The organism is Nonomuraea rosea, from assembly GCF_039539705.1.
GTDB lineage: Bacteria > Actinomycetota > Actinomycetes > Streptosporangiales > Streptosporangiaceae > Nonomuraea > Nonomuraea rosea.
In genome coordinates, this window is sequence record NZ_BAABDQ010000054.1 from 22,505 (window position 1) to 46,263 (window position 23,759).

Here is a 23,759-nt window from a genome sequence, read left to right on the forward strand (position 1 = left end):
ACGGCCCTCCGGTGTCGCGCTCAAGCGTGATGCTGCAGTCGGAGCGATCTAGGAGGATTCACGTGAGCACAAGCGGGGCTCAGGCAGCGGCCTTCTTCCGTGAGATTGCTCGGACTCGTACCGTTTGGTGGGTTCGAGACGACGATGGCAGTCCGACCCCGGCCGCAAGTTCTGGGCAACCAGCTTTCCCTTATTGGTCGTCGAAGGCCCGTGCGCAGCGCGCCGCCCAACTATGGGGTCCTCAATTTCGAGCTGTTCCAATGCCACTGGATCATTGGCGAAGCGTGGCTTTGCCAGATCTAGCTAAGGATGACTTACGGGTAGGGATCAACTGGAGCGGACAGCGCCTAACTGGATGGGACTTCACTGTCGGGGAAGTAGTCAATCGTCTCATCCACGCGCTCGGCGAGCCACCATACGATCGGTAGATTCGGCCCAAGGACGTATCCATCCCTAGTACGGCAGCCGCCATCTGCTGTGTGAGCTGGGATGACGCGCGCTGGGCGCTGCGATCTTCTGATGGGTTCCCAGGACAACGAGAGCAGCCGCTCGTGATCATGTCTGTGTGACGAGAACAAGATCTAAAGCGGCTGCCGCCCTCATCGTAGAGGCCAGGTGTGTGCAACGGAACCTCGACGACCTCATGACCGCGCTGGCGCCGATGTTCAGCCGGATCGAGCCCCGACTGCAGGCCGCCAAGTACATCCGAGCCGTCCTGTCCGAGTTGCCCAGACGTAACGGCTGGACGATCGCCGAGTGGATCGGCGATCGACGTCCGGCCGCCACGCAGCGGCTGCTGAACCGTGTCCCGCTCGAAAATACGGTTTCGTGCTGTGAACTGGGGTTTTGCTGCGTGATCAGGGCGGCGGCTGCGACCATCTCGAGGTGTTGTTGTCGCTGATTTGCCGGTTGCTGAGGGGCTTGTTCGGCCTGGTGACCGTGCCGATCCGCTCTGATCTGTCCAAGGACGTTGAGCTGCTGGTGCTCCGTCAGGAGAACGAGGTGCTCCGTCGGCAGCTCAATGGCCGTCCGCGGTGGGGTCACAGCGACCGGCTCTGGCTCGCGGCGTTGTCGCGGTTGATCAGCAGCTGCCGATGGGCGGAGCTGTTCCCGGTCACTCCGGCGACGATCTTACGCTGGCATCGCACTCTCGTGAGGCGTAAGTGGACCTTCACCGACCGGCGGCACCCGGGACGCCCGTGCACTCGCCGGCCGGTCAAGGCACTAATCGTGCAGATGGCGCGGGAGAACCCAACCTGGGGGCACCGAAGAACCCAGGGTGAGCTGGCGCGCCTGGGCTATTCGATAGCGGCCTCCACGGTGTGGGAGATCCTGCACGCCGCCGGCATTAATCCCGCGCCCCGCCGAAGCGGGCCGACCTGGCGGCAGTTCCTGACCGTCCAAGCCCACGCGATCCTCGCCTGCGACTTCCTGGTGGTCGAGACGGTGCTGCTCAAGCGACTGTATGTGCTGATCTTCATTGAGCACGGCACCCGGAAACTGCACCTGGCCGGAGTAACCGCGCGCCCAACCGGAGCATGGACGATGCAGCAGGCCCGCAACCTGGTCATGGACCTGGGTGACCGCATCTCCGGGCTGCGGTTCTTGATCCACGATCGGGACCCGCTCGTCACTCGACCTTTCGTGAGGTCTACACAGCTGAAGGGCTACGGAGCATCACTGCGCTGCCGCGGACGCCGAGGATGAACGCGATCTGCGAGCGCGTCATCGGTACCCTGCGCCGTGAACTCCTGGACCGGATCCTGATCCTCAACGAACGCCACCTGACCTTCGTGCTCCGCGAGTATCTGATCCACTACAACGGGCACCGTCCACACCAGTCCCGGAACCAACGTCCCCCGGACATCGCAACGCAGCCTGCCTCCGACCTAGACAACCTACGATCCATCCACCGAAAACCCATCGTCACAGGAATGATCAACGAATACCACAACGCCGCATAACCGCAGCTCAAACCACGTAACTCAATATTCGAGCGGCACACGGTCCGCAGGAGCGAATCTCACCCTGGTATTGGCACCGAGTTGGCGTTCGAGAACGGTGATCTGATGGCGGAGGGCGAGGATCTCGACGTCCTTCTCTCGATCGCCCACCGGCAGCAACCGCAGCGCGGCGAAGGAATTCGTGACGGCGAGATAGGCCAGACGAAAGAGCACGAACGATCATCATGCCGCACTCCGAGCGGCTGGAGATCCTGCGCGTCAGGCGCTCCCCCAGCAGGGCCATGACCTGACCGGATGACATTATCGGCGGGTGCAATGCCGTCGGCGAGCTCGATGCGGCCCGGTCGAGCTGGCGGCCGGCCCTAGGACGCCTCTACGACTCCCGCACCGAGGCCAGGGCGGTCATCACCGCCAAACTCGGCGAGCGGCGGTGATGGGCTTGTCATCATCACCCGAATCAGGCCATGGGCAGGGCCGCTGCGGCCGTGGGGCGTTGTGAGTGGAAGCGCAGCAGCCTGCTCAACGCGGCCTCGCATCGTTCGACGCCCTCGCGTGTCCAGGCCTGTCGCCTGGCGAACGCCCGCACCAGGCTGTGGTAGCGATAGGTCCCGTACGGGCCGGCCAGCAGCAGATGTGCCTCGACCAGCGACTCCAGCAGCCGGTGCGCCTGAGATCTCGGCAGGTCGAGCAGCGCTGCGGCCGAGTCCGCCGCCAGCTCTCCGTAGTCGGGCAGCGCGGAGAGCCGGAACGCTGTGGCCTGCTGCGGGCCGAGCCGGCTCTGCGCCAGCAGCAAGGGCGCCTCGATCAAGGCGTAGTCGTCGTTCGCGCCCGCGGGCCGGTACAGGTCGTCCTCCAGCCGCCGACCGACCTGCCGTACCGTCCAGTGCGGTCTGGCCTGCAGCAGGTCGGCGGCCACGCGTACGGCCAGCGGCTGGTGCGAGCACAGGTCGACCAGTTCGACGGCGGCCGGCCGCTCCTCCAGGACTCGCCGGTGGCCGGCCAGCCTGGCCAGCATCTCCAGCGCGTCGCCCCGCGGCAGGGCGTCGAGCCGGAACCAGCGGACGCCGGACAGGTCGATCAGGTGCCTCCAGGTGGTGACGATCGCGGCACAGCCTGGCGCCGCCGGCAGCAGAGGACGTACCTGATTCGCGTCGCTCGCGTCGTCCAGCACGATCAGTACACTCCGATCGGCCAGCACGGTTCGCCACAACGCCACCCGCTCCTCAAGAGAGGTGGGCAGCCGCTCCTCCGGCACGCCGAACGAGCGGAGGAACGAGCCCAGCACCGCGGCAGGAGCCGCCGGACGGCCGCTGGAGGTCCCGAGGTCGGCGTAGACCTGGCCGTCGGGAAACCGGTGCCGCATCGCGTGCGCGGTCTGGACGGCCAGCGCGGACTTTCCCATGCCGCCGAGCCCGGTGATCGCCACAACCGGCGTCCCTCCGGTGAGACGCAGCGTGTTCTCGATGGCCTCCAGCTCCGCCGCTCTGCCCACGAAACCGAGCGGCGCCGCCGGCAGTTGGGCGGGCGGCCGCCCAGCCGGCAAGGCCGCAACCGGGCACCGCGTCGTCGCGGCGAGCCCGGGGTCGGCGCGCAGGATGCGCTGATGCAGCTCGCGCAGGCCGGCACCGGGGTCGATGCCGAGTTCCGTGGCGAGCATTCGCCGTACCTCGTCGTAGGCCGACAGCGCCTCCGCCTGCCGGCCTGACCGGAACAGGGCGATCATTTGCAGCTCTCGCAGCCGCTCCCGCATGGGCTCGGCGGAGACAGCCGCGGCCAGCTCCTCATTGACCTCGGCATGTTGGCCGAGCTCCAGCTCAAGCGCCAGTCGTTCCTCCAGCGCCGCCACCCTGTGCTGGGCCAAGCGCGTGCGTTCCTGGTCGATGTAGTCGCCGCGGGCTCCGCCCAGGGGGGTGCCTCTCCACAGCCGCAGGGCGTTGCGCAACAGGTCGGCCGCCTCGGCCGGGTTCCCTCCCGCGCGCATCGCCTGTGCCTCGCGTACGAGCCCGCAGAAGGAGACCCAGTCCACGCCCGCCGCACCAAGCGATATGGCGTAACCGCCGCCCGACGACCTGATCACCCGGTCCTCGTCCTCGCCGGAGCACAAGACGCGGCGCAACCGGGACAGATAGGTGCGTACGATGGCCCGCGCGGATCCAGGCGCCCGATCCCCCCACAGCGTGTCCACGAGCTCATCGATCGACACGGTCTCACCCTCGCGTAACAACAGGAGAGCGAGCACCGCCCGCTGCTGGGGCGCGCCGAGGTCCAGCTCCGTTTCACCGCGCCACCCCCGGACCGGTCCCAGCAAAGCGAATCGCAACCCCGTACTCATGATCGATCGTCCTCCCCATGCCCGTCGCGCGGTCCTCGTGTCCGCGGGCAGCCTCCCCTTGGCGCCCGCGCGTCTGACGAAACCTCCAGGCCACGGGCCATCGTAGGGCGGCGTCTGTGCACAAGAACTGACTGGAATGTGACCGCCCTCCCGCACAGCCACATATACGGGCCGTCAATGTTCCGCATGCGGGTGAGTCCGTACGGTCAAGCGGAGACCACCAACCTCGGCCGGATCCAGCTCGATCCCGAGGGCGAGGCCGACTTCGCCTGTGGCGACCTGGCAGAACAGGCCAACCCTTAACAAAGCGACGGCGGATAGCCGCGACCCACTTTCGCCCCACTCAACCAAGGAGAATGACCATGCTCTATTTCCTGATCGGCTGCGTGATCTCCGGTGCCATCGCCGGTGGCCTCGGCCGGCTGATCCTGCCCGGGCGGCAGAACATCAGCGTGTTCGCCACCATCGCCGCGGGTACCGTGGCCGCCGCCGTCGGCACCGGAATCGCCTACCTGGTCGGCTTCGCCGACAAGGCGTGGCTGGTGCTCCTCCTGCAACTCGCCCTCGCCGTGGTCTGCGTGGCCACTGTCGCGAGCAGCATGGGCAAGAAGAGCAGCTCCTGACGCTACGACAAAGGCGGCCGTCGCCGGGCACCGGGCTCCGGCGACGACCGCCCTTTCGTATTGCGTTCGAGTCCGGACGGCAGGCGGGCCGACGATCTCGCCGGTTTCTCCCCCGAAGAGGGCATTAAGGACCCCTCAGCCCCCACGGACTGTCACGATGACTGCGGCAGGGCGGATCACCGAGCTTGGGTTTCCCGATATTCAGCCCGCTGCAAGCCGATTGCATAGCCGATCCAAAATACTCCCGAATGTCAGTGCCGATGGAGGGAGTTGCGGCGGATGCGGTTCGCGGTGCTGGGGCCTGTGCGCCTCTGGCGAGGAGACGTCGAGCTGAACTCCGGTCCTCCGCAGCAACGGGCCCTGCTCGGCCTCCTGCTGGCGTACGCGGGACGGCCGGTGAGCCTGGACGAGGTGATCGACGTCCTCTGGGGGCAGGACCCGCCGCCCAGCTCGGTCAACGTCGTCCAGAGATATGTGGGCAACCTGCGCCGGTTGCTGGAGCCGGGGCTGCCGTCCAGAGCCGAGGGCGGCTGGCTGCTTCGGGGCGCGGGCGGCTACCGCCTGGAGGCCGACGTCGGAACGCTCGACCTGCTGCGCTTTCGCCACCTGGCCGAACAGGCCCGCTCGGCTGCCCCCGCGGAGGCGGTAGAGCTGTACGCGGACGCGCTGGACTTATGGCAGGGGGAGGCGGCGGCGGGCATTCCGGCCGAGGCACGGTCCAAGCCGGTGTTCGCCGCTCTGGAGCAGGAGCGGATCACGGTCGCGCTGGCGGCGGCCGACGTGGCGCTGGTACACGGTGGGATGGTCGGATTGCTGCCCGCGCTGAGGGCGGCGGCCACCCGGCATCCGCTGGACGAGCGGCTTCAGGCCAGGTTGGTGCTCGCCCTGGCCGCCACCGGCCGCCAGGTCGAGGCGCTGGACACCTGGCAGGCGGTCCGCGACGAGCTCGCCGAGGAGCTGGGCATCGAACCGGGTCCCGAATTACGCGCCGCTCAACAGCGCGTACTGCGCGAGACGGCCGGACCCGTGGGCGAGGCGACCGGACTCGCGGTCGCGCCGGCCGGCGAGGCGGCCGCCGTGGTGCGGCCCGCGCAGTTGCCCGCCGATCTCTCCGTCTTCGCGGGCAGGCGGGCTGACCTTGCAAGGGCCCTGGCACTGCTCGACGGTGACGCGCTGGGGACGGTCGTGATCAGCGCCATCGGCGGCATGGCGGGCGTCGGCAAGACGACGCTGGCGGTTCACTGGGCGCACCAGGTGACCCACCGTTTCCCGGACGGCCAGCTGTACGTGAACCTGCGCGGCTTCGACCGCATCGGCTCCGCCATGAACCCCGCCAAGGCCCTACGGGGCTTCCTGGAAGCACTCGGCGTGCCGCCGCACCGGATCCCGGTCACGATGGACGCGCAGGTCGGGCTGTACCGGAGCCTGCTGGCCAAGCGCCGGGTGCTGATCCTGCTGGACAACGCCCGCGACGCCGACCAGGTACGCCCACTGCTGCCCGGCTGCCCCGGCTGCCTGGTGCTGATCACCAGCAGGGACCGGTTGCCGGGCCTGGTGGCGACGGAGGGGGCGCTTCCGATGACGCTGGACCTGTTCCCGGTCGAGGACGCCCGGGAATCGCTGACCCGGCGGCTCGGCGAGGAGCGGGTCGTGCGGGAACCACGGGCGGTGGACGAGATCGTCGAACGGTGCGGCGGCCTGCCGCTGGCCTTGGCCGTGGTGGCCGCCCGCGCCGCCGCCAACCCGGCCTTCCCGCTCTCCGCGATCGCCGCCGAACTGCGCGAGACACCCGAAACGCTGGACGCCTTCGCGGACGGCGACCCGGCCGTTGACGTGCGGGCGGTGTTCTCGTGGTCGTACCGGTCGCTCAGCGCGGGGGCGGCCCGCCTGTTCCGGCTGCTGGCGCTGCATCCGGGGCCCGATGTCAGCGCCGGGGCGGCGGCCGCTCTCGCGGATGAGCCCGTACGGCGTCCGCTGAACGAGCTGACCAGAGCCAGCCTGCTCACCGAGCACACTCCCGGCCGGTACGTCGCGCACGATCTGCTGCGCGCGTACGCCACCGAACTCGTGGAGGACTCCGAGGACGATCGGCACGCGGCCGTACGACGGCTGCTCGACCACTACACGCAGCAGGCGCATGGGGCCTGCAGGAAGTTTGCCCCGTTCTGGAGACAACCGGAGCTGTCCGAGTCCGTGCCGGAGTTCGATGACGACCGGCAGGCGCTGGCCTGGTTCACCGCCGAGCACTCCGTCCTGATGCCCGTGGTGGAGCTGGCCGCCCAGGGCGGGTTCGACACGCACAGCTGGCAACTGGCCTGGGCGCTGGAACGCTTCCTCGACCAGCAGGGACACTGGCGCGACTGCGCGACCGTACAGCACCACGGGCTCGCCGCCGCCCAGCGGCTGGGACACAGAACCGCGCAGGCGCACCTCCATCGGGCGCTGGCCCGCGCCTCCGCGCGACTGGGGGACTACCACGTGGCCTGGCCCGGTATCCGGCACTCGCTGGAACTATACGAGGAACTGGGCGACCTGAGCGGGCTGGCCACCGCCCACCGGACCCACGCGTGGCTGCTCGACCAGGTCGGACGGTACGAGGAGTCGATCCAACAGGCCGAAAGGGCGCTTGACCTGTACGCCGCCACCGGAGACCCCGCCGGCGAGGCCAGCATGCTGCACGCGCTCGCCTGGACCCACATCAGGCTGGACCAGGACTGCCGGGCCGCCTCGTACTTCCAGGAGGCGCTGATCAAGCTGAACGGCCTGAGCAACCGCTACGGCGACGCGGGGGTCCTGGACGGCCTCGGCTACGCCCTGCAGCGGCTGGGCGAGTACGAGCGGGCCATCGTGTACTACCGGCACGCCCTGACCCTCTACCGGGAGGTCGGCGACCGGTACAACGAGGTCGGCACTCTACGCCACCTTGGCGACAGCCACCGAGCGGCCGGTGACCAGGACGCGGCCAGGGCCACCTGGCAACGAGCCCTGGACCTGGTCGACGACATCGATCCAGCGACCGCGGGCGAGATCCGCGACAAGCTCCACCACCTCGACATGCCCGACCTGGTGGGCGCCGAGAGACGGGTCAGACGCTCCTGCCGCGGCGGCCCCTGACCAGGTCGGCGATCGCACCTAGTGGGTCGTCCGGGGCGATCTCCGCCCCGAGCGCACGCGGCCGCACCTCACATCTCCGAGCACGATGCCGGGGCCTGCTGAGGCCGGCCAGGGCATCCGCTTCTCCTTCGCGCCGAGCCTGGCATGGAGGTGCGGGCGCGGGAGGCGGCCTCCCGCGGTTCCTCCCCCAGTTGAGCGAGTGACCGCGCCAACACATGCGCGGCCCTCGTTCTGGCCCTCGCCACTGCCGTTACCGGCGGCGTCGCGGTCAGCCCGGTTCGTCCGACCAACTGCGCTGCAACATGCGCCGCCACTGGGGGTGGAACAAGACCATCACTGTTTACTTCTATACAGTGGACTTAAAGCGCCTTGGAGCTCGCAACTGTACGTTGGCCATAGAAAACGATGAGACGTGCACATTCAACTGAGCCTGGATTCGCGGCTTGATTTCTCATGATCCTTTCTTGGTCGGATTTCTCGGTGAGGATCAGCAGGAACTGGTCAGCACGCGCGGGTCGGCACAGCACAACGGGCAGGGGCTGAACGTCACGGTGACGTCGACCGAGCCCGGCAAAGCCCACGATCTGAGCGCCGCCCGCATCTGGGGCATCCTGCGCGCTGGAGCAGGAGGCTCGCTTCCTGAACCCGAGTTAACCAGCAGGGTCAAGGGCAAGAACAAGCCCGAGTCCCAGAAGCAGGCCAACCGTGCCCACGCCAGGCTCCGCGGACCGCGCGAACGCCCAGCTGAAGAGCTGAAAAATCCTTCGCAAGCTACGCTGTAGCCCGAGCAGGGCCGGCCATCTCTGCAAGGCCATTGCCGTCCTTCAGAACCACCGCGTCGCTCAGGCCGCCTGAGGATGAAAAAGGGTCAGAGTGGGTGCGCCCGACTGACATTCATGGGCGAGCGTCTGTCATATCGCAGCGATCAGCCCGATGAGCGGTGGAAGCCGCCTGTGGTGGAACCCAGGCCGGGCCAGGCCCCCTCCGTGCACGCACACGCAACCTTTCACATATCGGCATCAACGTTTTGTCAACGCATAACCGATATTCTCATGGGCGAATGCAAATAGGCGAGCGCACGTCCCTGGGTTGAAGTCGTCCATTCGGGGCCGATAGCAGAAAATTAATGTATGCGCGGACCGAATGTCGAGAATGCCAAGAGGTTCACTTCGTTTTCCAGAAGTGTAAGGAGATGCGAACATGATCTACGCGGTCCGGTCCAGATCGGGCGCTAGGCCCAACGGCATCGTCACCGTCATGGTTGTGGCCGGCATCGTCGCCTCGCTCACCTCGACCCTGGTCGTGCCCATGATCAGCAAGCTGCCGCCCCAGCTCGGCACCACCGCGTCCAACGCCTCCTGGGTGGTCACGGCCACGCTGCTGGCCGGCGCCGTGACGACCCCTGTCATGGGCCAGCTCGGCGACATGTACGGCAAACGCCGGATGATGGTCATCTGCTCGGTGCCGCTCGTCCTGGGCTGCGTCGTGTGCGCGCTCGCCTCCGACCTGGCCACCATGGTCGTCGGGCGGGGCCTCCAGGGCATGGGGATGGGCATGATCCCGCTGGGCATCAGCGCCCTGCGCGACGTGCTGCCGCCTGAACGGCTTGGCCCCTCCATCGCGCTGATGAGCTCGTCCATAGGCATCGGCGGCGCGCTCGGCCTGCCGGTCGCCGCCGCGGTCGCCGAGTACGCGAGCTGGAGGGTGCTGTTCTGGGCCGCAGCCGCGCTCGGCCTCCTGGTAGCCGTGCCCATCCGGGCCCTGGTGTCCGCCACCCCCGCCGCCGCCCGGGGGCGCGTGGACATCGTTGGCGCGCTCGGCCTGTCCGCCGGCCTGGTGTGCCTGCTACTGGGCGTGTCCAAGGGCGGCGACTGGGGCTGGGCGAGCGGCACCACGCTCGGGCTGCTGGCCGCCGCGGTGGTCGTGCTCCTCGCCTGGGGCCGGTGGGAGTTGCGCAACGGCGACCCGCTGGTGGACCTGCGCGTCGTCGCGCGCCCGCAGGTGCTCATGACCAACATCGCCTCCATCATGGTCGGCTTCTCCATGTACGCCCAAGCGCTGATCGTGATCCAGATCTTGTTGCTCCCCGCGGCCACCGGCTACGGGCTCGGCCAGTCGCTGCTCGCCGCCGGCCTGTGGCTGGCCCCCGCCGCCCTGGTGATGATGATCGCCTCGCCAATCGGCGCGCGCCTGTCGGCCGCCCGCGGCCCCAAGGTCACCCTGACCATCGGCAGCCTCATCATGGCCGCGGGGTACGGCTCCTCGGTGTTCCTGCTCGGCTCCACCGGGGGCCTGCTCATCGTCACCTGCTTGTGCGGCATCGGCATCGGATTCACCTACGGCTCCGTACCCACTCTGATCGGGAGCGTCGCCCCGCCGACCCAGACCGCCGCGGCCAACAGCTTCAACACCCTGATGCGCTCCATCGGCACCACCGTGTCGGCCGCGGTGGTCGGCCTGATCCTGTCCCAGATGACCATCGAGTTCGCCGGGCGCGTCCTGCCGTCCGAGGCCGGGTTCCGCACCGGCATGCTCATCGGCTGCGGCACCGCCCTCCTCGCCGCCGCGATCACCCTCGCCGTGCCGGGCCGCCGCGCCAGCGACGCGGCGGCACCCGCCGGATCATCCGCTCTGGCGGGCAAGCACTGACCTCGTCGCCGTCTCGGGTCGATGTGGATCTTCGGCCCCGGCGCCGGCCGCGTCAAGACCATCGTCACCCGTCTCGGCTCAGCACACCGCGCCGTGCACCTCACTCCCGCCGAACGGCAGCGGCGCGACGAACTGCGCGCCGCCCAAGGCCGGCGGATGCAAGCCATTGCGGACGCGCTCGATGAGCACCGCGTGACGCTGGCCGCAGCCTGGATCGGCCTCGACGTCGCCGACCTGCCCCGTTCGGACCACTGGCGGTGCCTGGTGCAGGCGCGCTCCGTGTGGGCCCGCATCGGCTATTGCTGACAGGGCGCTTCAAGCGATGACGGATAACGCGTTGGAACCCAAGTCGAGCCGAAGATCCTGTGGGTTTCGGCCGGGACGGGGCTGCCATGACGCAATCGGTACGATTTTCTCCACGCCGCGTGGCAAGGTCGCGCGGCGTGGGTGGATCCTGGATGCGGATCTGGCGGCGCCTTTGACCGGAGCCGACCGCGACGACCAATGTGAAAGCGCCGAGTCACTTGTTCGGGTGGCTCGGCACTTTCACCTTGAAATCAACCTACCGGACGGGACGGTGGTCAATCAAAACGTGCAAGTCACGCGGTTGGTGTCCCACCTCTCGACGGGAACGTTGCACTGGTGGGTGACCAACTTAGCCCCGGAGTCGGCCCAGAAATCCACATTAATTTCGCCCTTCCACCACCAGTTCCACAACGTGGCGCAGCGCTGCCGGCTCCGGTCGCCGCCGAGTACAACCTCTGGCGAAGCGCCATCGTCGTTGCTCTGGTTCTTGCCGCGGATTGAATATCCCCTGAGGTTAACGTTCCCTGCGACGACGCACACTTCAACCTGCTGCCCGCTCAGCCCTTGAACGGACAGCGGTGCGGCCGCCATGGCCGGTCCGGCCAGGAGACCGCTGGACAGTCCAGCGACCATCGCCAGAGCGGATAGGGACCGCCTGACGGCCTTTTTCCTCGAGGGACACTGCATTGAGGTCTCCGTAGTAGTGAGTGAACGGGACGCCGAGAATCTCGGCGCTTCTTCCTGACGAGCCTATTGGCATGAGGTTCGTGGAACATTGACAAATCATTGACGCCATTATTCGCGCACTAAAGCTCAACTCCATGATGTGATTCATGGGCTTCCTGTGCTCGTCTCGCGGCGAGATAGCCCCGCGAGGCCCGCCCACCACTGTCGGCACGGTCAAGCTGAGGTTGGCGGACCGGGCGGATGGTGGTGGATCGGGCGTGGTCCGCGCGTCAGGAAACCGTCACGGGAATAGACACTGCGTGGCGTCGCAGGAGAGGCGTCGAATCGCCTGGGCGATATTGTCGGCGCCGGTCAGGCGAAGAGCACCGATGGCGAAGGTGCGCAGGGCGGCCATGTTGCGGGGTGCGTTGCCGGTGAATGCGTGGCCGGTTCAGTTCAGGTCGAGTTTGGCCACTTCCGCCCAGTACCAGGGCACGACCTTGCGCCCTGCGTCGGAGCGGGTTTCGGACCAGTCACGGACCCATTCGCCGAGAATGCCGATGAAGGAGTTGGGGATGCTGCCCGCCTGGATGACGCGCTGGATGCCGGCTTCGTGCGCGGCCGAGCTGGTGCCGCCGACCGCGTCCGCGATGAACATGGTCCGGTAGCCCTCGCGCTGGGCGTGCACGACGGGGAAGGCGAGGCAGATCTCAGTCCACAGCGCGGCGAAGACGATGTTGCGGCGTCCGGTTGCCTTGATGGTGCGGCGTACGGCTTCGTCCTCCCAGGCGTTCATGTTCATGCGGTCGTGTTCGGTGAGGGTGGGCACCTCCTCGCGCAGGGAGGGGATAGTGGGCTGGTTGACGCCCGCTTTCACGCCCACGGTGGTGAGCACGGTGGGCACTTTGAGCAGCCGGGCGATCCGGGCCAGGGCCTTGATGTTGAGCTGGAGCAGGTCCTTGTTCATCGAGGTGACGCCGGCGACCATCTCGGGCTGGTAGTCGATCAGTACCAGCATGGAGTTCTCCGGAGTGAACAGCGGGTTGGGCTCGCTGTTGCCGCTGTCGGCGGCGGCGGTGCCGGCCAGGGCGGGGGCGATCGCCGCAGCGGCCCCGACGACGCCGGCAGCGGCTGCAGTGAGTGCCTGCCTGCGAGTTGGACTGTCCATGCCACATTCCTTCACGCGAGGAAAATTGATATTTGAACCAATTATGCGTGCTGGGTGTCGACGCGGCGCAGACGGAACGTATATCCACATTCTGTGGAGGCAGGATGACCTGGCGTCGCCGGAACTTACGGCCACGGCGTGCCCAGCCGGGTGACGACCGACCAGCCGTGCCGTCCACGGCTGATCCACTGCAAGAACTCATGCCAGGACCGGCGTCCGGGCGAGCCCGCCCCCTCCCAAGGACCCAGCGGCTGCATCTTCTTCGGCCACTCGACCACGAACGCGGCACACGGACATCCCCGTTCTCCGCGTACTCCTGCGCGTTCCTCGCCTCCCCTTGCCGTCGCCGACGGCGGCCTGGAATGCAGGTGGCGGTGCCGCCGGAGCAGGTCGAGGTGCTGGACGCACCGCAGGGCTGGCGTGCTACCCGGATCAAATACCGGCATATTCAATTCGTCATCGAACTGTCAACCTCCGGCCTGCATCATGGTCAAGGTCAACGAGATACGCCGAAATCCGCGGCGATCATCCGATCACCAAGACGGCGCGGGCCACGCCGCGTCCACACAGCGTCAATGATTTGTTTATGCCTGGGTGCCACCCTGAAATAGGGAGACGGTGACCTATACCCGCCTCCACCTCACTCAACGAAAGGCGTCTTTGAATGTTGCGTCAAATCAAGGGGCGGATCGGCGTACGAGCGGCTCTCGTCATGGCCCTCGCCACTGCCATTACCGGCGGCGTCGCGGTCGACGCGGCCTCGGCCGGCACCGCACAGCAAGTACAGGTCTGCGTCGGCTCCGGTCACGACGACATTCAGAAATATGATGTGTACGGATACAACCAAAATGGCGACTACGTGTCCTCGCCAAGGGACATCTTCGACAAGCAGAGCGAGGGCCGTCGCTGCGGCATCGTCCCCGACTGGTGGTGGGTCGGCTGGGTCAGCATCAACTTCTACACCAGCGGCAACGAGCGCACGGGCACCCGGACGTGTTTTATCGGCTACGACTTCGCGTCGACAACGGAGTGCAAGTTCGACTGAGATCGTCTGGGCAGGGGTCGACCGTGACAGGTCGATCGCCACAGCCGATCGCACTTCCGCTGCCCTCACCCAACCCACGGAAAGTGAGTCTGAATGCTGCGTCACCTGCGGAACCGGGCACAAGCCATCCTCGTTATGGCCATCGCCGTTGCTACGACCATCGGCTTCACCGCCGGCCCGGCCTCGGCGGCGATGCTGGCCAACGAGGTCCAGGTCAGGGTCTGCGTCGGACCCGGCCACAATGACATCTTCTGGTACGCGGTCCACGGTTACAACCAGGACGGCAACTGGGTCAACCACGAAAAGATGCCCCTGAACGGTTCGTCCGACCAGCTGCGCTGCAACATGCTCCGCAACTGGTGGTGGAAGGGGAAAGTCCAGGTCTACTTCTATACAGTGGACCTGAAGTTCCTAGGATCTCGCGAGTGTGATTTGCCCGCACAAAACGGCGGCGAAGTGCCGTGCGTATTCTACTGAGATTCATTCAATAGTCTCGATGGCGGGGGCGATATCGATGAAGCTCCCGCCATCGACGGTGTACGGGATGTCCACGACCTGCACCCGTGGACTTCACATCCGGCACGAACGTCGCCACCGCGCACCTGGTCACCGACGCTTGCGACACCCCTGGATCAGCAGCCGGTCCGTTGACGAGCATTCACACACTTTCATCAGTTTTTGAGCACAGGGACCGGCTACGATCCGTTCCCATCCACGAAACAGGTTGGCGGCGGGGCGGTTTCCCCGTGCCGCCACGTCCCGACGGAGATATCTGTGACCGACATCATTGTCGCTTCGACGCCCGTGAACGGGCATGTGTCGCCTCTTCTCACCGCCGCCGCGGATCTGGTCCGGCGCGGCCACGAGGTGACCTTCCTCACCGGGGCCCGCTTCGAGGCCCGGGTGCGGGGCGCCGGCGCGCGGTTCGCGGCTCTCCCGGAGGAGGCGGACTACGACGATCAGCGGCTGGATCTGGCATTCCCGGAGCGTGGCACTCTTCCCCCCGGACCGGAGCAGATCGACTTCGACCTGAAGCACATCTTCGGCGACCCGGTTCCCGCCCAGTACGGCGCGTTGCGGCGGCTGCTCGCCGAGATCCCCGCCACCAGCGTCATCAGCGACAACCTCTTCCTGGGCGCGCTTTCGCTGACGCTTGAAGCGGAACGGGACAGCCGCCCCACGACGATCGCCCTGGGCATCGCGCCGCCGACGGTGCCCGATGACTGGAATCGCGATGCGCTGGCCGGGACGCAGGAGCATCTGGAGAAGATCTTCGCTTCGGTGGGCACGCCACTTCCCGGCTTCATCCTCGACAACCTGATCACCGTGCCGGATCACTACGTACAGCTGACGGTTCCCGGCTTTGAGTACCCCTGGGATGGTGCCCCGGTCTCCTTCCAGTTCGCCGGACCGCTGCCGCAGACGCAGGATCAGGCGCGCCCGCTCCCGGACTGGTGGTCGGAGCTGTCGGCCGGCCGGCCGGTCGTCGTCGTGACTCAGGGGACGTTCGCTAACTCTGACCTGGAACAACTCGTCGTGCCGACACTGCGCGCCCTCGCCGACTCACCTGTCCTGGTGGTGGCGACCACCGCGCGCGAGAACGGTGCTGCAGAGGTACGGGAGCTGATGGAGACCGTCCCCGAGAACGTACGCTTGGCGGGCTACGTTCCCTTTGACCGGCTGCTGCCCCACGCCGACGTCCTGGTCACCAACGGCGGTTACGGCGGCGTGCACATGGCCCTGCGGCACGGTGTGCCCATGGTGGTCGCGGGTGCCACCGAGGACAAACCCCTGGTGGCAGCCCGTGTGGCGTGGAGCGGAACCGGAATCGACCTGCGTACCGACCGGCCCGGCGAAGACGCCATCCGCACCGCCGCGGGGACCGTGCTCGCCGAGCCGGGCTTCCGCACCCGGGCGCGCGAGCTAGGCGAGGAGATCTCCGGCTTCGACCCGCTCGCCACGATCGCCGGACTCGCCGAAGGACGGGACGCGCCCACTGCCCGCTGACCCGAGATCACGAAGTCTGGTACGGATCTCGTCCGCGGCCGGGGGATCGACTTCGCCGACCAGGTCCAGGGCTCGCTGCCAAGCGGCCCTGGCTGAGGCCGGAGCACCGGCCGCCTGACAGCTGTCGCCCAGGTGACGCAGGGTGCCGACCTCGTTGTACCGATCGCCGACCGCCCGATAGAGATCGAGAGCCTGCTGGTGGCACCCGATGGCCGACCCGTATTTGCCGAGCTGGTGCAGGGCATGGCCGAGGCCGTCCAGGACGCCGGCATCTCCGTAGCGATTGTCCAGCCCGTCCAGTCTTGTGAGCGCCTGTTCGAAGTAGGAAGCGGCGCGGCTGTGCCGGCTCAGCCGGATATGGGTCCAGGCGAGCGCGTGGAGGATGCTGGCCTCACCGGCGGGGTTCCCGGTGACCCGGTACAGCTCAAGGGCTTGCCGGGCCTGTTGGATGGACTCCTCGTAACGGCCGGTCCGGTCGAGTAGCCACGCGTGGCTACGGTGTGCGGTGGCCAGGCCGGTCAGGTCGTCGAGCTCGCCGAACAGCTCGAGCGAACGCCGGATGTGAGGCCACGCGTCGTCATAGTTTCCCAGGCGTCCGGAGGCGCGGGCCAGAGCCCGGTGGAGGTGAGCCTGGGCGGTTCGGTGCCCCAGCCGGATGGCGGCGGCCAGCCCGGCGCGCTGGACGGTCGCGCAGTCGTGCCAGTGGCCCTGCTGGTCGAGGTACCGTTCCAGCGCCCAGGCGAGTGACCAGCTGTGGGTGTCGAACCCGCCGTGAGCGGCCAGCTCCACGACGTTCAACAGGACAGAGTGCTCTGCGGTGAACCAGGCCAGCGCCTGCCGGTCGTCATCGAACACGTCGGTAACCGCCTCCGGCCCGGTTGGGGCCAGGTCGGGCCGGACCCAGAACGGCGCGAACTTCCGGCAGGCGGCGTGCGCGCGATCCATGTAGTGGTCGAGAACACGGTGCACGGCGGCGTGCCGGTCGGCCTCGGAGTCGTGCGCGTGCACGAGCTCGGTGGCGTACGCGCGAAGGAGGTCGTGCGCGACGTAGCGTCCGGGGGTGTGCTCGGTGAGGAGGCTTGCCCTCGTCAGTTCGGCCAGCAGCGTGCGGGTTTGCCGGACAGGTCCGCCGGCGAGGTATACGGCCGCCGCGGCACCGATGTCCGGGCCCGGGTGCAGTCCCAGCAACCGGAACAGGCGGGCCGCGCCTGGGCTGAGCAGCCGGTAAGACCAGGAGAACACCGCACGTACATCGATGGCCGGGTCGGGATCCGTGAAGGGATCCAGTGTGCCGGGCGTGTCGCGCAGCTCGGCGGCGATCGCCGAGAGCTGGAAGGCGGGGCGAGCGGCGGCACGGGCGCCCACGACGGCCAGCGCCAGCGGCAGCCCGCCGCAGAGGCCGATGATCTCGTCGACCGCTTCGGGCGCACCGGCGACCCGGTCCTCGCCCAGGCGGCGTACCAGCGACTCGCGGGCCTCCGCGGCCGAGAACAGGCCCACGGTCAGTGGGTGGGCCCCCTCGGTGGCTACGAGGCCGGGGAGCCGATCCCGGCTGGTGATCAGCACCAGGCAGCCCGCGCTGCCGGGCAGCAGCGGGCGTACCTGGTCGGCGTCGCGGGCGTTGTCCAGCAGGACCAGCATCCGGCGGCCGGCCAGCAGGCTGCGATAGAGGCCGACCTGTCCGTCCAGGGCAGGGGGGATCCGATGCGGTGGCACACCAAGGGCCTCAAGGAAGCCTCGGAGGGCCTCGCCGGGGCCCATGACGGAGCCGAGACGGTCGAAGCCGCGCAGATTCACGTAGAGCTGCCCGTCCGGGAAGCGGTGCGCCACCTGGTGAGCCCAGTGCACCGCCAGTGTCGTCTTGCCGACGCCGGCCATGCCACCGATGGCGCTGATGACCACCGTTTCCAGAGCCGTTCCATCGAGCAGGGAGAGCGCCCGAGTCAGGTCGGCCCGCCGACCGGCGAAGACCGCGAGATCCGCGGGAAGCTGTGCCGGCCGCACCGCCGATCCGACGGGCTCCACGATCGGGCCGGAAACGTCGCTTCCCCCGCTGAGCACGCTCTGATGGGCGGCGCGCAACTCCTGCCCAGGGTCGATGCCCAGTTCCTCCCCGAGTACGGAGCGGATCGTCTGCCAGGCGCTCAACGCCTCCGCCTGCCGGCCGGTCGCGGCCAGCGCGAGCATCAGCCGGGCCTGTAGCCGCTCATCCAGCGGATGCCGCGCGGCGCAGGCGCGAAGCGTCGGCAGCAGTAGTGCCGCCGCGCCGCATCGCAAGGCCACATCGGCCGCCTCCTGCAGCACGGTGATCTGCTCCTGGTCCAGCGCGGCGAACACCGGACGAGCTCGCGCTTCGGCCGGTATCCCCGCCGCCGCCTCCGCCTGCCACAGCGCGAGCGCCTCCGCGTACAGCTCTACCGCGTGCTCTGGCGCCGCTTGTCCGGCCAGCTCGACCAGCCGACGGAATCGCAGCAGATCGACCGCGTCCACGTCGGCCACCGCAAGCCGGTACCCACCGGCGCCACGGACCAACCAGTCACCCTCCGTCCGGAGCGGCAGCCCCGGCTCCAGCAGCCGCCGCAGAACTCCGACATACCGGTGGACCACATTGACCGCGCTGGCCGGCGGATCCTGGCCCCACAGCAGATCGACCATGTCGCCGAGGCTCACCGGCCGCCCCACGTTCACCAGCAGCAGCGCCAGGATGGCCCGCTGCTGCGGAGGCCCGGGATTCAGCTCGGTGTCTCCTCGCCAGAGCCGCACCGGCCCCAGCACCGCGAACCGCATCCGCTGCTCCGTTGGCACTATCGCTTCCCTTCTCCGGCACCATGCCCTGACTCCCAGACATGGCGAAGTGTTTCGGCAGGGTCATGCAATCCGATTGCATCGAGCTGAAAGAGTCCCGACCAGGATCAACGGACGGCTCTCGGGCGTGTATACGTTCTGTAAATCACCTGTATATGCGCGCGCCGTACTTTAGTACGCCATGAGCGACACTCCCGTAGAGCCCGAGAACGAGGGCCAGATTCTCGGGCTTCTTGAGCGCATTGGCTCCGTCATCGTCCCGGTCGGAGTGGCGCTCTACGCCGTCCTGTACACCGGCATCGAACAGATGTACGGAGTCTTCGGCATCAATCCACAGCAGGCGGGCATCGATCAGTCGGTTCTGCTGGGCCGCCTGATGGGCACCCTCGTCTTCCTCCTGCTGGTCGCCATTCCAACGCTCGGCTTCCTGCTCGGGTTCGTCTGGCTGATCGACAAGCTGACGCTCGGCACGCTCGCCAGGCTGGTCGGGGGCATCCGGCAGCGGCCCTGGATAACCGCCCTGATCGCCGCCCTGTGGTGCGGCGCGACCTACTGGGGGGTGTTCAACCTCGTCGGGGACCTCGACATCGCCGTCATGGTCGTCATCGCTGTCGGGTTGGGCGTGCTGTCGTTCCTGGTCCCATTCCGCTTACTGCGCCGCAAACCGGTCGGCCGTGCCGGGACCAAGATTCTCGCCGGTGGCCTCACCGGTGTGGGCCTGGGGTTCCTGCTGATCCTGGCGATGATCGAGGGCGCCGTTGAGGTACAGGAGACCGGGCAGGCCAACGACCTGCTCAGCTACGTCGGCTTCCAAGACCAGTGGGCGGTCGTGAAGAGCGCCGACAACGACAAGCCGCTCTACGACGGCCGCTGGATGATGCTGCTCGGCGAGAGCGACGGCACCTACATCTTCTACGACTGCGACAAGCTCGAAACCTTCCGCCGCCCGATGGAGACCACCAATCTCGCGACCATCGAACTCGACCCCGAGCGGGAGCAGGACTTCACCTGCGGCGAACTAGCCAAGGGGAAATCATGAAGACAGAGATCCGGCACCCGGGCTCGTTCGCGGTGGCGCGTTGCCTGTGGGTGCCGAATATTGTGTCGCCTCATGCGACCTTGTCCGGTGCCCGAAACGCGGTCGTGGCGCTGGCCTGCCGTTTCGCCCGTCGTCAAGCGGCTCTGTGATACTCACGGATCAGGTTACAGACGGTGTAGTGGTGCTCCACTCAGCCAGAATCTGCCGCAGGTGCCGCTCACCGTAGACCAGAAGGTGATCGAGGCATTCCCGCCGGAGCATGTCGACGAACCGCTCGGCGAACGCATTCGCCCGTGGAGAGCGTGGCGGAATCTTCAGGACGTGCACGCCCGCGCCGACGAGCGCCTCGTCAAATGCTCTGCCGAACTTGCCGTCCCTGTCCCGGATCAGGAACCGGAACCTGTCGGCTCGCTCGCCCAGTTCCATCAGCAGATTGCGTGTGGGGCTCAAGAACTCGAATCGCTTCCAGCCCAGAGCCCTTCGTCCGGTGGGTGCAAAGGTTGAGGGGTGCCGAGTGGCTGATCCGGGTCGCCTGGGATCATGTTTCGTGATCTTGTCTACGGTGTACGCCGTCGCCCGGCGCCTGTTGTCTTTGCCCAGGCTGCTGCTACGGAGGAGCGTCTCCAAGGAGGCGGAACTGCTGGTGCTTCGGCATCAGAACGCGTCCTACGCCGTCAGGTCCCGCGGGTGCGCTACGAACCGGCCGATCGCCTGTGGATGGCGGCGCTCTCGCACCTGATACCCCGCCGCCAATGGGGGAAAGTCTTCCCGATTACCCCGGCCACCCTGCTGGCCTGGCACCGCAAGCTCATGGCGAACAAGTGGGGCTACAGCAAACGTTGTAGTCCCGGCCGGCCGCCCACCGCAGCTGTTGTCAAGGCCCTCATCCTGCGTATGGCCGCGGAGAACCCGAGGTGGGGCCACCGGCGCATCCATGGCGAACTGACCCGCCTCGGCCACAAGATCTCGACTTCTACCGTGTGGAACATCTTGAACCAGGCCGGGATCGACCCCGCGCCGCGCCGTGGCGGGCCGACGTGGAAGCAGTTCCTGACTGCTCAGGCCGAGCACATCGTCGCCATTGACTTCCTGCATGTGGACACAGTCAACCTCAAGCGCCTGTACGCCCTGATCATGCTCGAACACGGCAGTCGCCGCGCCCACCTGCTCGGCGTCACCGCCAACCCCACTGGCCCGTGGACCGCCCAGACCGCTCGTAACTTCCTGATGAACACCGACACCGACATGACGAAGCTGAAGTTCCTGATCCGCGACCGTGGCGGCCAATTCACCGACGCCTTCGACGCGGTCTTCGCCGACGCCGGCCTGCGCGTCATCAAGAGCCCACCACAGGCCCCGAAGGCGAACGCGCACTGCGAAAGGATCATCGGCACCCTACGCCGCGAACTCCTGGACAGCACGCTCATCCTCAACGAACACCATCTACGCCGAACCCTCACCCGCTACCTGGCGCACTACAACACGGCCCGACCCCACCGCGGCATCGCACAGTCGTCCCCAACGCAAGCCGAAACCGGACCGCCAACCCCCATCGACCTGGCCAACCACCGAGTCCGCAGGAGGGCCATCCTCGGCGGCCTCATCCACGAGTACCGAATCGCCAGCTGACCACTGATACCACCGAGAACCGGCAGGTCAGACACTGAATCCAATTATTGAGCCCCACAGCATCGCCGCAGGTCAGACCATGATCCAAGCGCGCCCTGCAGTGTGCCCTGCAGGATTCGAACCTGCGACCGTCGGATTAGAAGCAAGATCTTTTAATGTCTTGCAGTGCCGTTTAGTGGTAGTTAATACCGCCTGTGCGCACTTTGCGGGTCCAACAGTGCCGATTCATGACGGGGCGTGTCAGGGCGCGCGAGCACGCCCGGCACGGCCGGCACGCTGACTAACCATTGGATCACAGCTCCCCCACAGGAGCGACGGCTTCGCCGTTAGACTCGTGCTCAAACCACAATGCGAGGCCTTCGAAGATCAAGCTGACCTCAATGGTGGCTGGTCCAGCCCGCCAGAGAGCAGCACATCCCGGACGAACTCAGCCGCGTTACGGGCAGCGATCTCGTGCCAATCGTCGTTCTTGTTCATCCCCCAATCGCGGATGGATTTCACCACGATCCAGTCCGTCTTCTCCTTGGCTGCGGCAGCGTAGACGCCGATTCCCTCCATCTCGCCACCGATCGCATCCGGATGCGCGTCGATGAGCTTTTGACGTGCTGTCGGCGAGTTGAGCAACAGGCTCCCGGAGAGCATCGCGCCATAATGGACTGGCGGGCCATCCTTCCCCAACCTGGCGCTCTGGAACCGGTCGAGCAGCGTTACCGACGGGGCCACACGCTCACCCCTGCAGATCTCGATCTCTGTCCCCGGTGTGGGCTCGATGATTTTTTGGTGATCGATGCCTCGCAGTTGAGTGCACACCAGAATGTCTCCGAGCCGTTGCTCGCCTTCGCGTAAGCCGTAGCAGATTCCGGTGAGCAGGAGATAGTCAGGATCCAACTGATCGATCAGCGACTTGGCGGTCAACTGGGAGCCTCCCGAATCCACGGCCGCCGGCCGCGTCTGCGCCAGCAGGACCCGGGAACGGCTTACCACGCCGAGCTCGAAAACCGTGTGATGCTCCAGATAGCGGCGCAGCGGCTCTACTCCCGTGACATCGGTGACAGACCGGATGACGGCGTCGCGTTCCTCGTTAGTGGCAACCATGATCACAACCGACGATGTTCCCAGCACCGGTTCCATCCTCCTCCGGAAGTTGTCGACCCGCTCCTTTCGTCCCGTTGTCGTCCGCCAGCCCACAACCAGCACGAGTAGCACGACCACGATCGCCATGACCGCGTTGAGCCATCCCAATACCCATGCCTTTGAGGTCAGTGGAGCGAGGTCGGGCGGAGCGACAAAGATCGTGCGCCAGGACAACCAGCGCAGCGCCGCCTCGAAGGTCGCCGGACGACCGGCGCAGTCGCGCAGACACTCGCTCCGCTCCCAGCCAGCCAGTACATAAGCCTCGATCAAAAACACGAACCCGGCCCCCATCGGAACGAGAAGCCCATCGAAACCGGACATGGCGACCTTGCGCCCCCGGGCATCCGTTCGTGACCCCGTCGCCAAGAACGTGACCCCGTCGGAGTCCTCGCCAATCGACTTCCGCATGACGTCTCGCATCGCGTACGTCGTCGCCCCGTCCAGCAGAAAGAGCAGTGGTTCGTTGACCTCGACCGTCCGCGGGCGCACCCTTAGGTCTTCGATGGCACCCATCATCTGGGCGCGGACAAGTCCTCGCAGCCGCTCGGTAACCTCGCCGAGCAAGCCGGGCGCCATAACGGGGTCCGCGCAATGACACAACGGTATCGACCAGTGCTGAAATCTCAACTCCTCGGCCACCGACCGTTCCCGGCGGTCGCGCACTGGTAGTCCCAAGATCCATCTGGCAATCATGGTGCAGACTGCCGCGGTCCCCAGCACGCAGACATGCATCAACACGGCCATAGCCAGTACCGACGCGACCCACAGCGCCGGAATCCAATGGGACGCGCCTCCCAGGAGAGCCGACACCGCCGACAACATCAACAGCACTGCCGGAGGAAACAGGAACAGCACCACATCCCAGTGCTTGTCGAGCAGGCGCAGCAGCGACATGCCAGGCCTGCCTGTAAGCCGAGAGCCGTGCGGAGACTCCAGTACCGCGAAGACCTCTGGGCTTCGCCAGACGAGCCGGCCATCGCGCGCCGCCACGTACAGGGTGATCGCCACGGGCGCACGCGATCTGAGCACACCAAAGATTCCCTTCGGCCGGACCACGTCGGCCACGTCCCGGCGGCGCTCGGCGCGGCGCACGGCCCTGGCCGCCTCGCGCGCGACCTGGAACGAGATGAAGAGCCGATCCGAGCCCGCCGTTCCCCGCGGATGGGTCTCCGGCGGAAGTTCAGAGGGCACACTCCCACCCTGGCGCATCCGGACACGCGTCACGGCCACATCTGAGCCGTCGTGTCATGAAGAAGGTCTCTGGGGGACAGATGCCAA

21 protein-coding genes and 1 pseudogene are annotated in these 23,759 nt (G+C 67.1%); 15 read left to right on the forward strand and 7 right to left on the reverse strand.

Annotated elements, in window-relative coordinates:
* Positions 1–29: 29 nt before the first annotated feature.
* From ABEA43_RS68495 to ABEA43_RS60315, 4 genes and pseudogenes are all read left to right on the forward strand, one after another.
* Complete coding sequence (locus ABEA43_RS68495; RefSeq protein WP_425570658.1) at positions 30–428, forward strand: DUF2750 domain-containing protein; 399 nt, start codon at positions 30–32, stop codon at positions 426–428.
* 191 nt (positions 429–619) lie between these two features.
* Positions 620–805: pseudogene (locus ABEA43_RS68500) on the forward strand (IS701 family transposase); the annotation flags it as partial.
* Between the two features lie 41 nt (positions 806–846).
* On the forward strand, positions 847–1,707 hold the full coding sequence (locus ABEA43_RS60310) for a hypothetical protein (RefSeq protein WP_425570654.1): 861 nt from the start codon (positions 847–849) through the stop codon (positions 1,705–1,707).
* Entirely contained in the window at positions 1,704–1,964 is a 261-nt protein-coding gene (locus ABEA43_RS60315) for an integrase core domain-containing protein (RefSeq protein ID WP_345577318.1), read from the forward strand. The genes ABEA43_RS60310 and ABEA43_RS60315 overlap by 4 nt, the downstream gene beginning before the upstream one ends.
* Before the next feature lie 21 nt (positions 1,965–1,985).
* Here ABEA43_RS60315 and ABEA43_RS60320 read toward each other — a convergent pair whose 3' ends face one another.
* Both ABEA43_RS60320 and ABEA43_RS60325 read right to left on the reverse strand, forming a co-directional pair.
* On the reverse strand, positions 1,986–2,177 hold the full coding sequence (locus ABEA43_RS60320; protein ID WP_345577321.1) for a hypothetical protein: 192 nt from the start codon (positions 2,175–2,177) through the stop codon (positions 1,986–1,988).
* 244 nt (positions 2,178–2,421) lie between these two features.
* The gene (locus ABEA43_RS60325; protein WP_345577324.1) at positions 2,422–4,296 is read right to left on the reverse strand and encodes an AfsR/SARP family transcriptional regulator; all 1,875 of its coding nucleotides are present in this window, start codon (positions 4,294–4,296) and stop codon (positions 2,422–2,424) included.
* Positions 4,297–4,658: 362 nt separating this feature from the next.
* Here ABEA43_RS60325 and ABEA43_RS60330 point away from each other — a divergent pair, with 362 nt between their 5' ends.
* The 5 genes from ABEA43_RS60330 to ABEA43_RS60350 all read left to right on the forward strand — a co-directional run bounded on the left by ABEA43_RS60330 (position 4,659) and on the right by ABEA43_RS60350 (position 10,988).
* Complete coding sequence (locus tag ABEA43_RS60330; protein ID WP_345577327.1) at positions 4,659–4,919, forward strand: GlsB/YeaQ/YmgE family stress response membrane protein; 261 nt, start codon at positions 4,659–4,661, stop codon at positions 4,917–4,919.
* Between the two features lie 279 nt (positions 4,920–5,198).
* Positions 5,199–8,033 carry an AfsR/SARP family transcriptional regulator gene (locus ABEA43_RS60335; protein WP_345577330.1) on the forward strand — a complete coding sequence of 945 codons (2,835 nt, stop codon included), beginning with the start codon at positions 5,199–5,201 and terminating at the stop codon, positions 8,031–8,033.
* Between the two features lie 464 nt (positions 8,034–8,497).
* The gene (locus ABEA43_RS60340) at positions 8,498–8,815 is read left to right on the forward strand and encodes a hypothetical protein (protein ID WP_425570655.1); all 318 of its coding nucleotides are present in this window, start codon (positions 8,498–8,500) and stop codon (positions 8,813–8,815) included.
* A gap of 418 nt (positions 8,816–9,233) precedes the next feature.
* Complete coding sequence (locus ABEA43_RS60345) at positions 9,234–10,682, forward strand: MFS transporter (protein ID WP_345577333.1); 1,449 nt, start codon at positions 9,234–9,236, stop codon at positions 10,680–10,682.
* Positions 10,683–10,703: 21 nt separating this feature from the next.
* Positions 10,704–10,988, forward strand: coding sequence for a hypothetical protein (locus tag ABEA43_RS60350; RefSeq protein ID WP_345577336.1), 285 nt, complete (start codon positions 10,704–10,706; stop codon positions 10,986–10,988).
* Between the two features lie 279 nt (positions 10,989–11,267).
* On the opposite strand, the gene ABEA43_RS60355 is transcribed toward ABEA43_RS60350, so the two are convergent.
* Positions 11,268–11,621, reverse strand: a complete 354-nt coding sequence (locus tag ABEA43_RS60355) for a hypothetical protein (RefSeq protein WP_345577339.1) — start codon at positions 11,619–11,621, stop codon at positions 11,268–11,270.
* A gap of 484 nt (positions 11,622–12,105) precedes the next feature.
* On the reverse strand, positions 12,106–12,822 hold the full coding sequence (locus ABEA43_RS60360; RefSeq protein WP_345577342.1) for an isochorismatase family protein: 717 nt from the start codon (positions 12,820–12,822) through the stop codon (positions 12,106–12,108).
* A 664-nt stretch (positions 12,823–13,486) separates the two neighbouring features.
* Between ABEA43_RS60360 and ABEA43_RS60365 the strand changes: the two genes are divergently transcribed.
* From ABEA43_RS60365 to ABEA43_RS60375, 3 genes are all read left to right on the forward strand, one after another.
* The gene (locus ABEA43_RS60365; RefSeq protein WP_345577345.1) at positions 13,487–13,867 is read left to right on the forward strand and encodes a hypothetical protein; all 381 of its coding nucleotides are present in this window, start codon (positions 13,487–13,489) and stop codon (positions 13,865–13,867) included.
* Positions 13,868–13,960: 93 nt separating this feature from the next.
* The gene (locus tag ABEA43_RS60370) at positions 13,961–14,344 is read left to right on the forward strand and encodes a hypothetical protein (protein ID WP_345577347.1); all 384 of its coding nucleotides are present in this window, start codon (positions 13,961–13,963) and stop codon (positions 14,342–14,344) included.
* Between the two features lie 297 nt (positions 14,345–14,641).
* Positions 14,642–15,874: a glycosyltransferase gene (locus ABEA43_RS60375; protein ID WP_345577350.1), complete on the forward strand. Its 1,233-nt coding sequence runs from the start codon at positions 14,642–14,644 to the stop codon at positions 15,872–15,874.
* Here the strand turns inward: ABEA43_RS60375 and ABEA43_RS60380 are convergent.
* Entirely contained in the window at positions 15,791–18,679 is a 2,889-nt protein-coding gene (locus ABEA43_RS60380; protein WP_345577353.1) for an AfsR/SARP family transcriptional regulator, read from the reverse strand. The genes ABEA43_RS60375 and ABEA43_RS60380 overlap by 84 nt on opposite strands.
* Before the next feature lie 181 nt (positions 18,680–18,860).
* On the opposite strand from ABEA43_RS60380, the gene ABEA43_RS60385 reads away from it, so the two are divergent.
* Both ABEA43_RS60385 and ABEA43_RS60390 read left to right on the forward strand, forming a co-directional pair.
* The gene (locus ABEA43_RS60385; protein ID WP_345577356.1) at positions 18,861–19,718 is read left to right on the forward strand and encodes a hypothetical protein; all 858 of its coding nucleotides are present in this window, start codon (positions 18,861–18,863) and stop codon (positions 19,716–19,718) included.
* A complete protein-coding gene (locus tag ABEA43_RS60390) occupies positions 19,715–19,867 on the forward strand; it encodes a hypothetical protein (protein WP_345577359.1) in 153 nt (50 codons plus the stop codon). Before ABEA43_RS60385 ends, ABEA43_RS60390 begins: the two co-directional genes overlap by 4 nt.
* A gap of 10 nt (positions 19,868–19,877) precedes the next feature.
* On the opposite strand, the gene ABEA43_RS60395 is transcribed toward ABEA43_RS60390, so the two are convergent.
* Positions 19,878–20,144, reverse strand: a complete 267-nt coding sequence (locus ABEA43_RS60395) for an integrase core domain-containing protein (protein WP_345577362.1) — start codon at positions 20,142–20,144, stop codon at positions 19,878–19,880.
* A 261-nt stretch (positions 20,145–20,405) separates the two neighbouring features.
* Here ABEA43_RS60395 and ABEA43_RS60400 point away from each other — a divergent pair, with 261 nt between their 5' ends.
* Positions 20,406–21,347 carry an integrase core domain-containing protein gene (locus ABEA43_RS60400; RefSeq protein WP_345577365.1) on the forward strand — a complete coding sequence of 314 codons (942 nt, stop codon included), beginning with the start codon at positions 20,406–20,408 and terminating at the stop codon, positions 21,345–21,347.
* A gap of 366 nt (positions 21,348–21,713) precedes the next feature.
* On the opposite strand, the gene ABEA43_RS60405 is transcribed toward ABEA43_RS60400, so the two are convergent.
* Positions 21,714–23,672 (reverse strand): 5'-methylthioadenosine/S-adenosylhomocysteine nucleosidase family protein, encoded by a 1,959-nt coding sequence (locus tag ABEA43_RS60405; protein WP_345577368.1) that lies wholly within the window; start codon positions 23,670–23,672, stop codon positions 21,714–21,716.
* Positions 23,673–23,759: the final 87 nt, after the last annotated feature.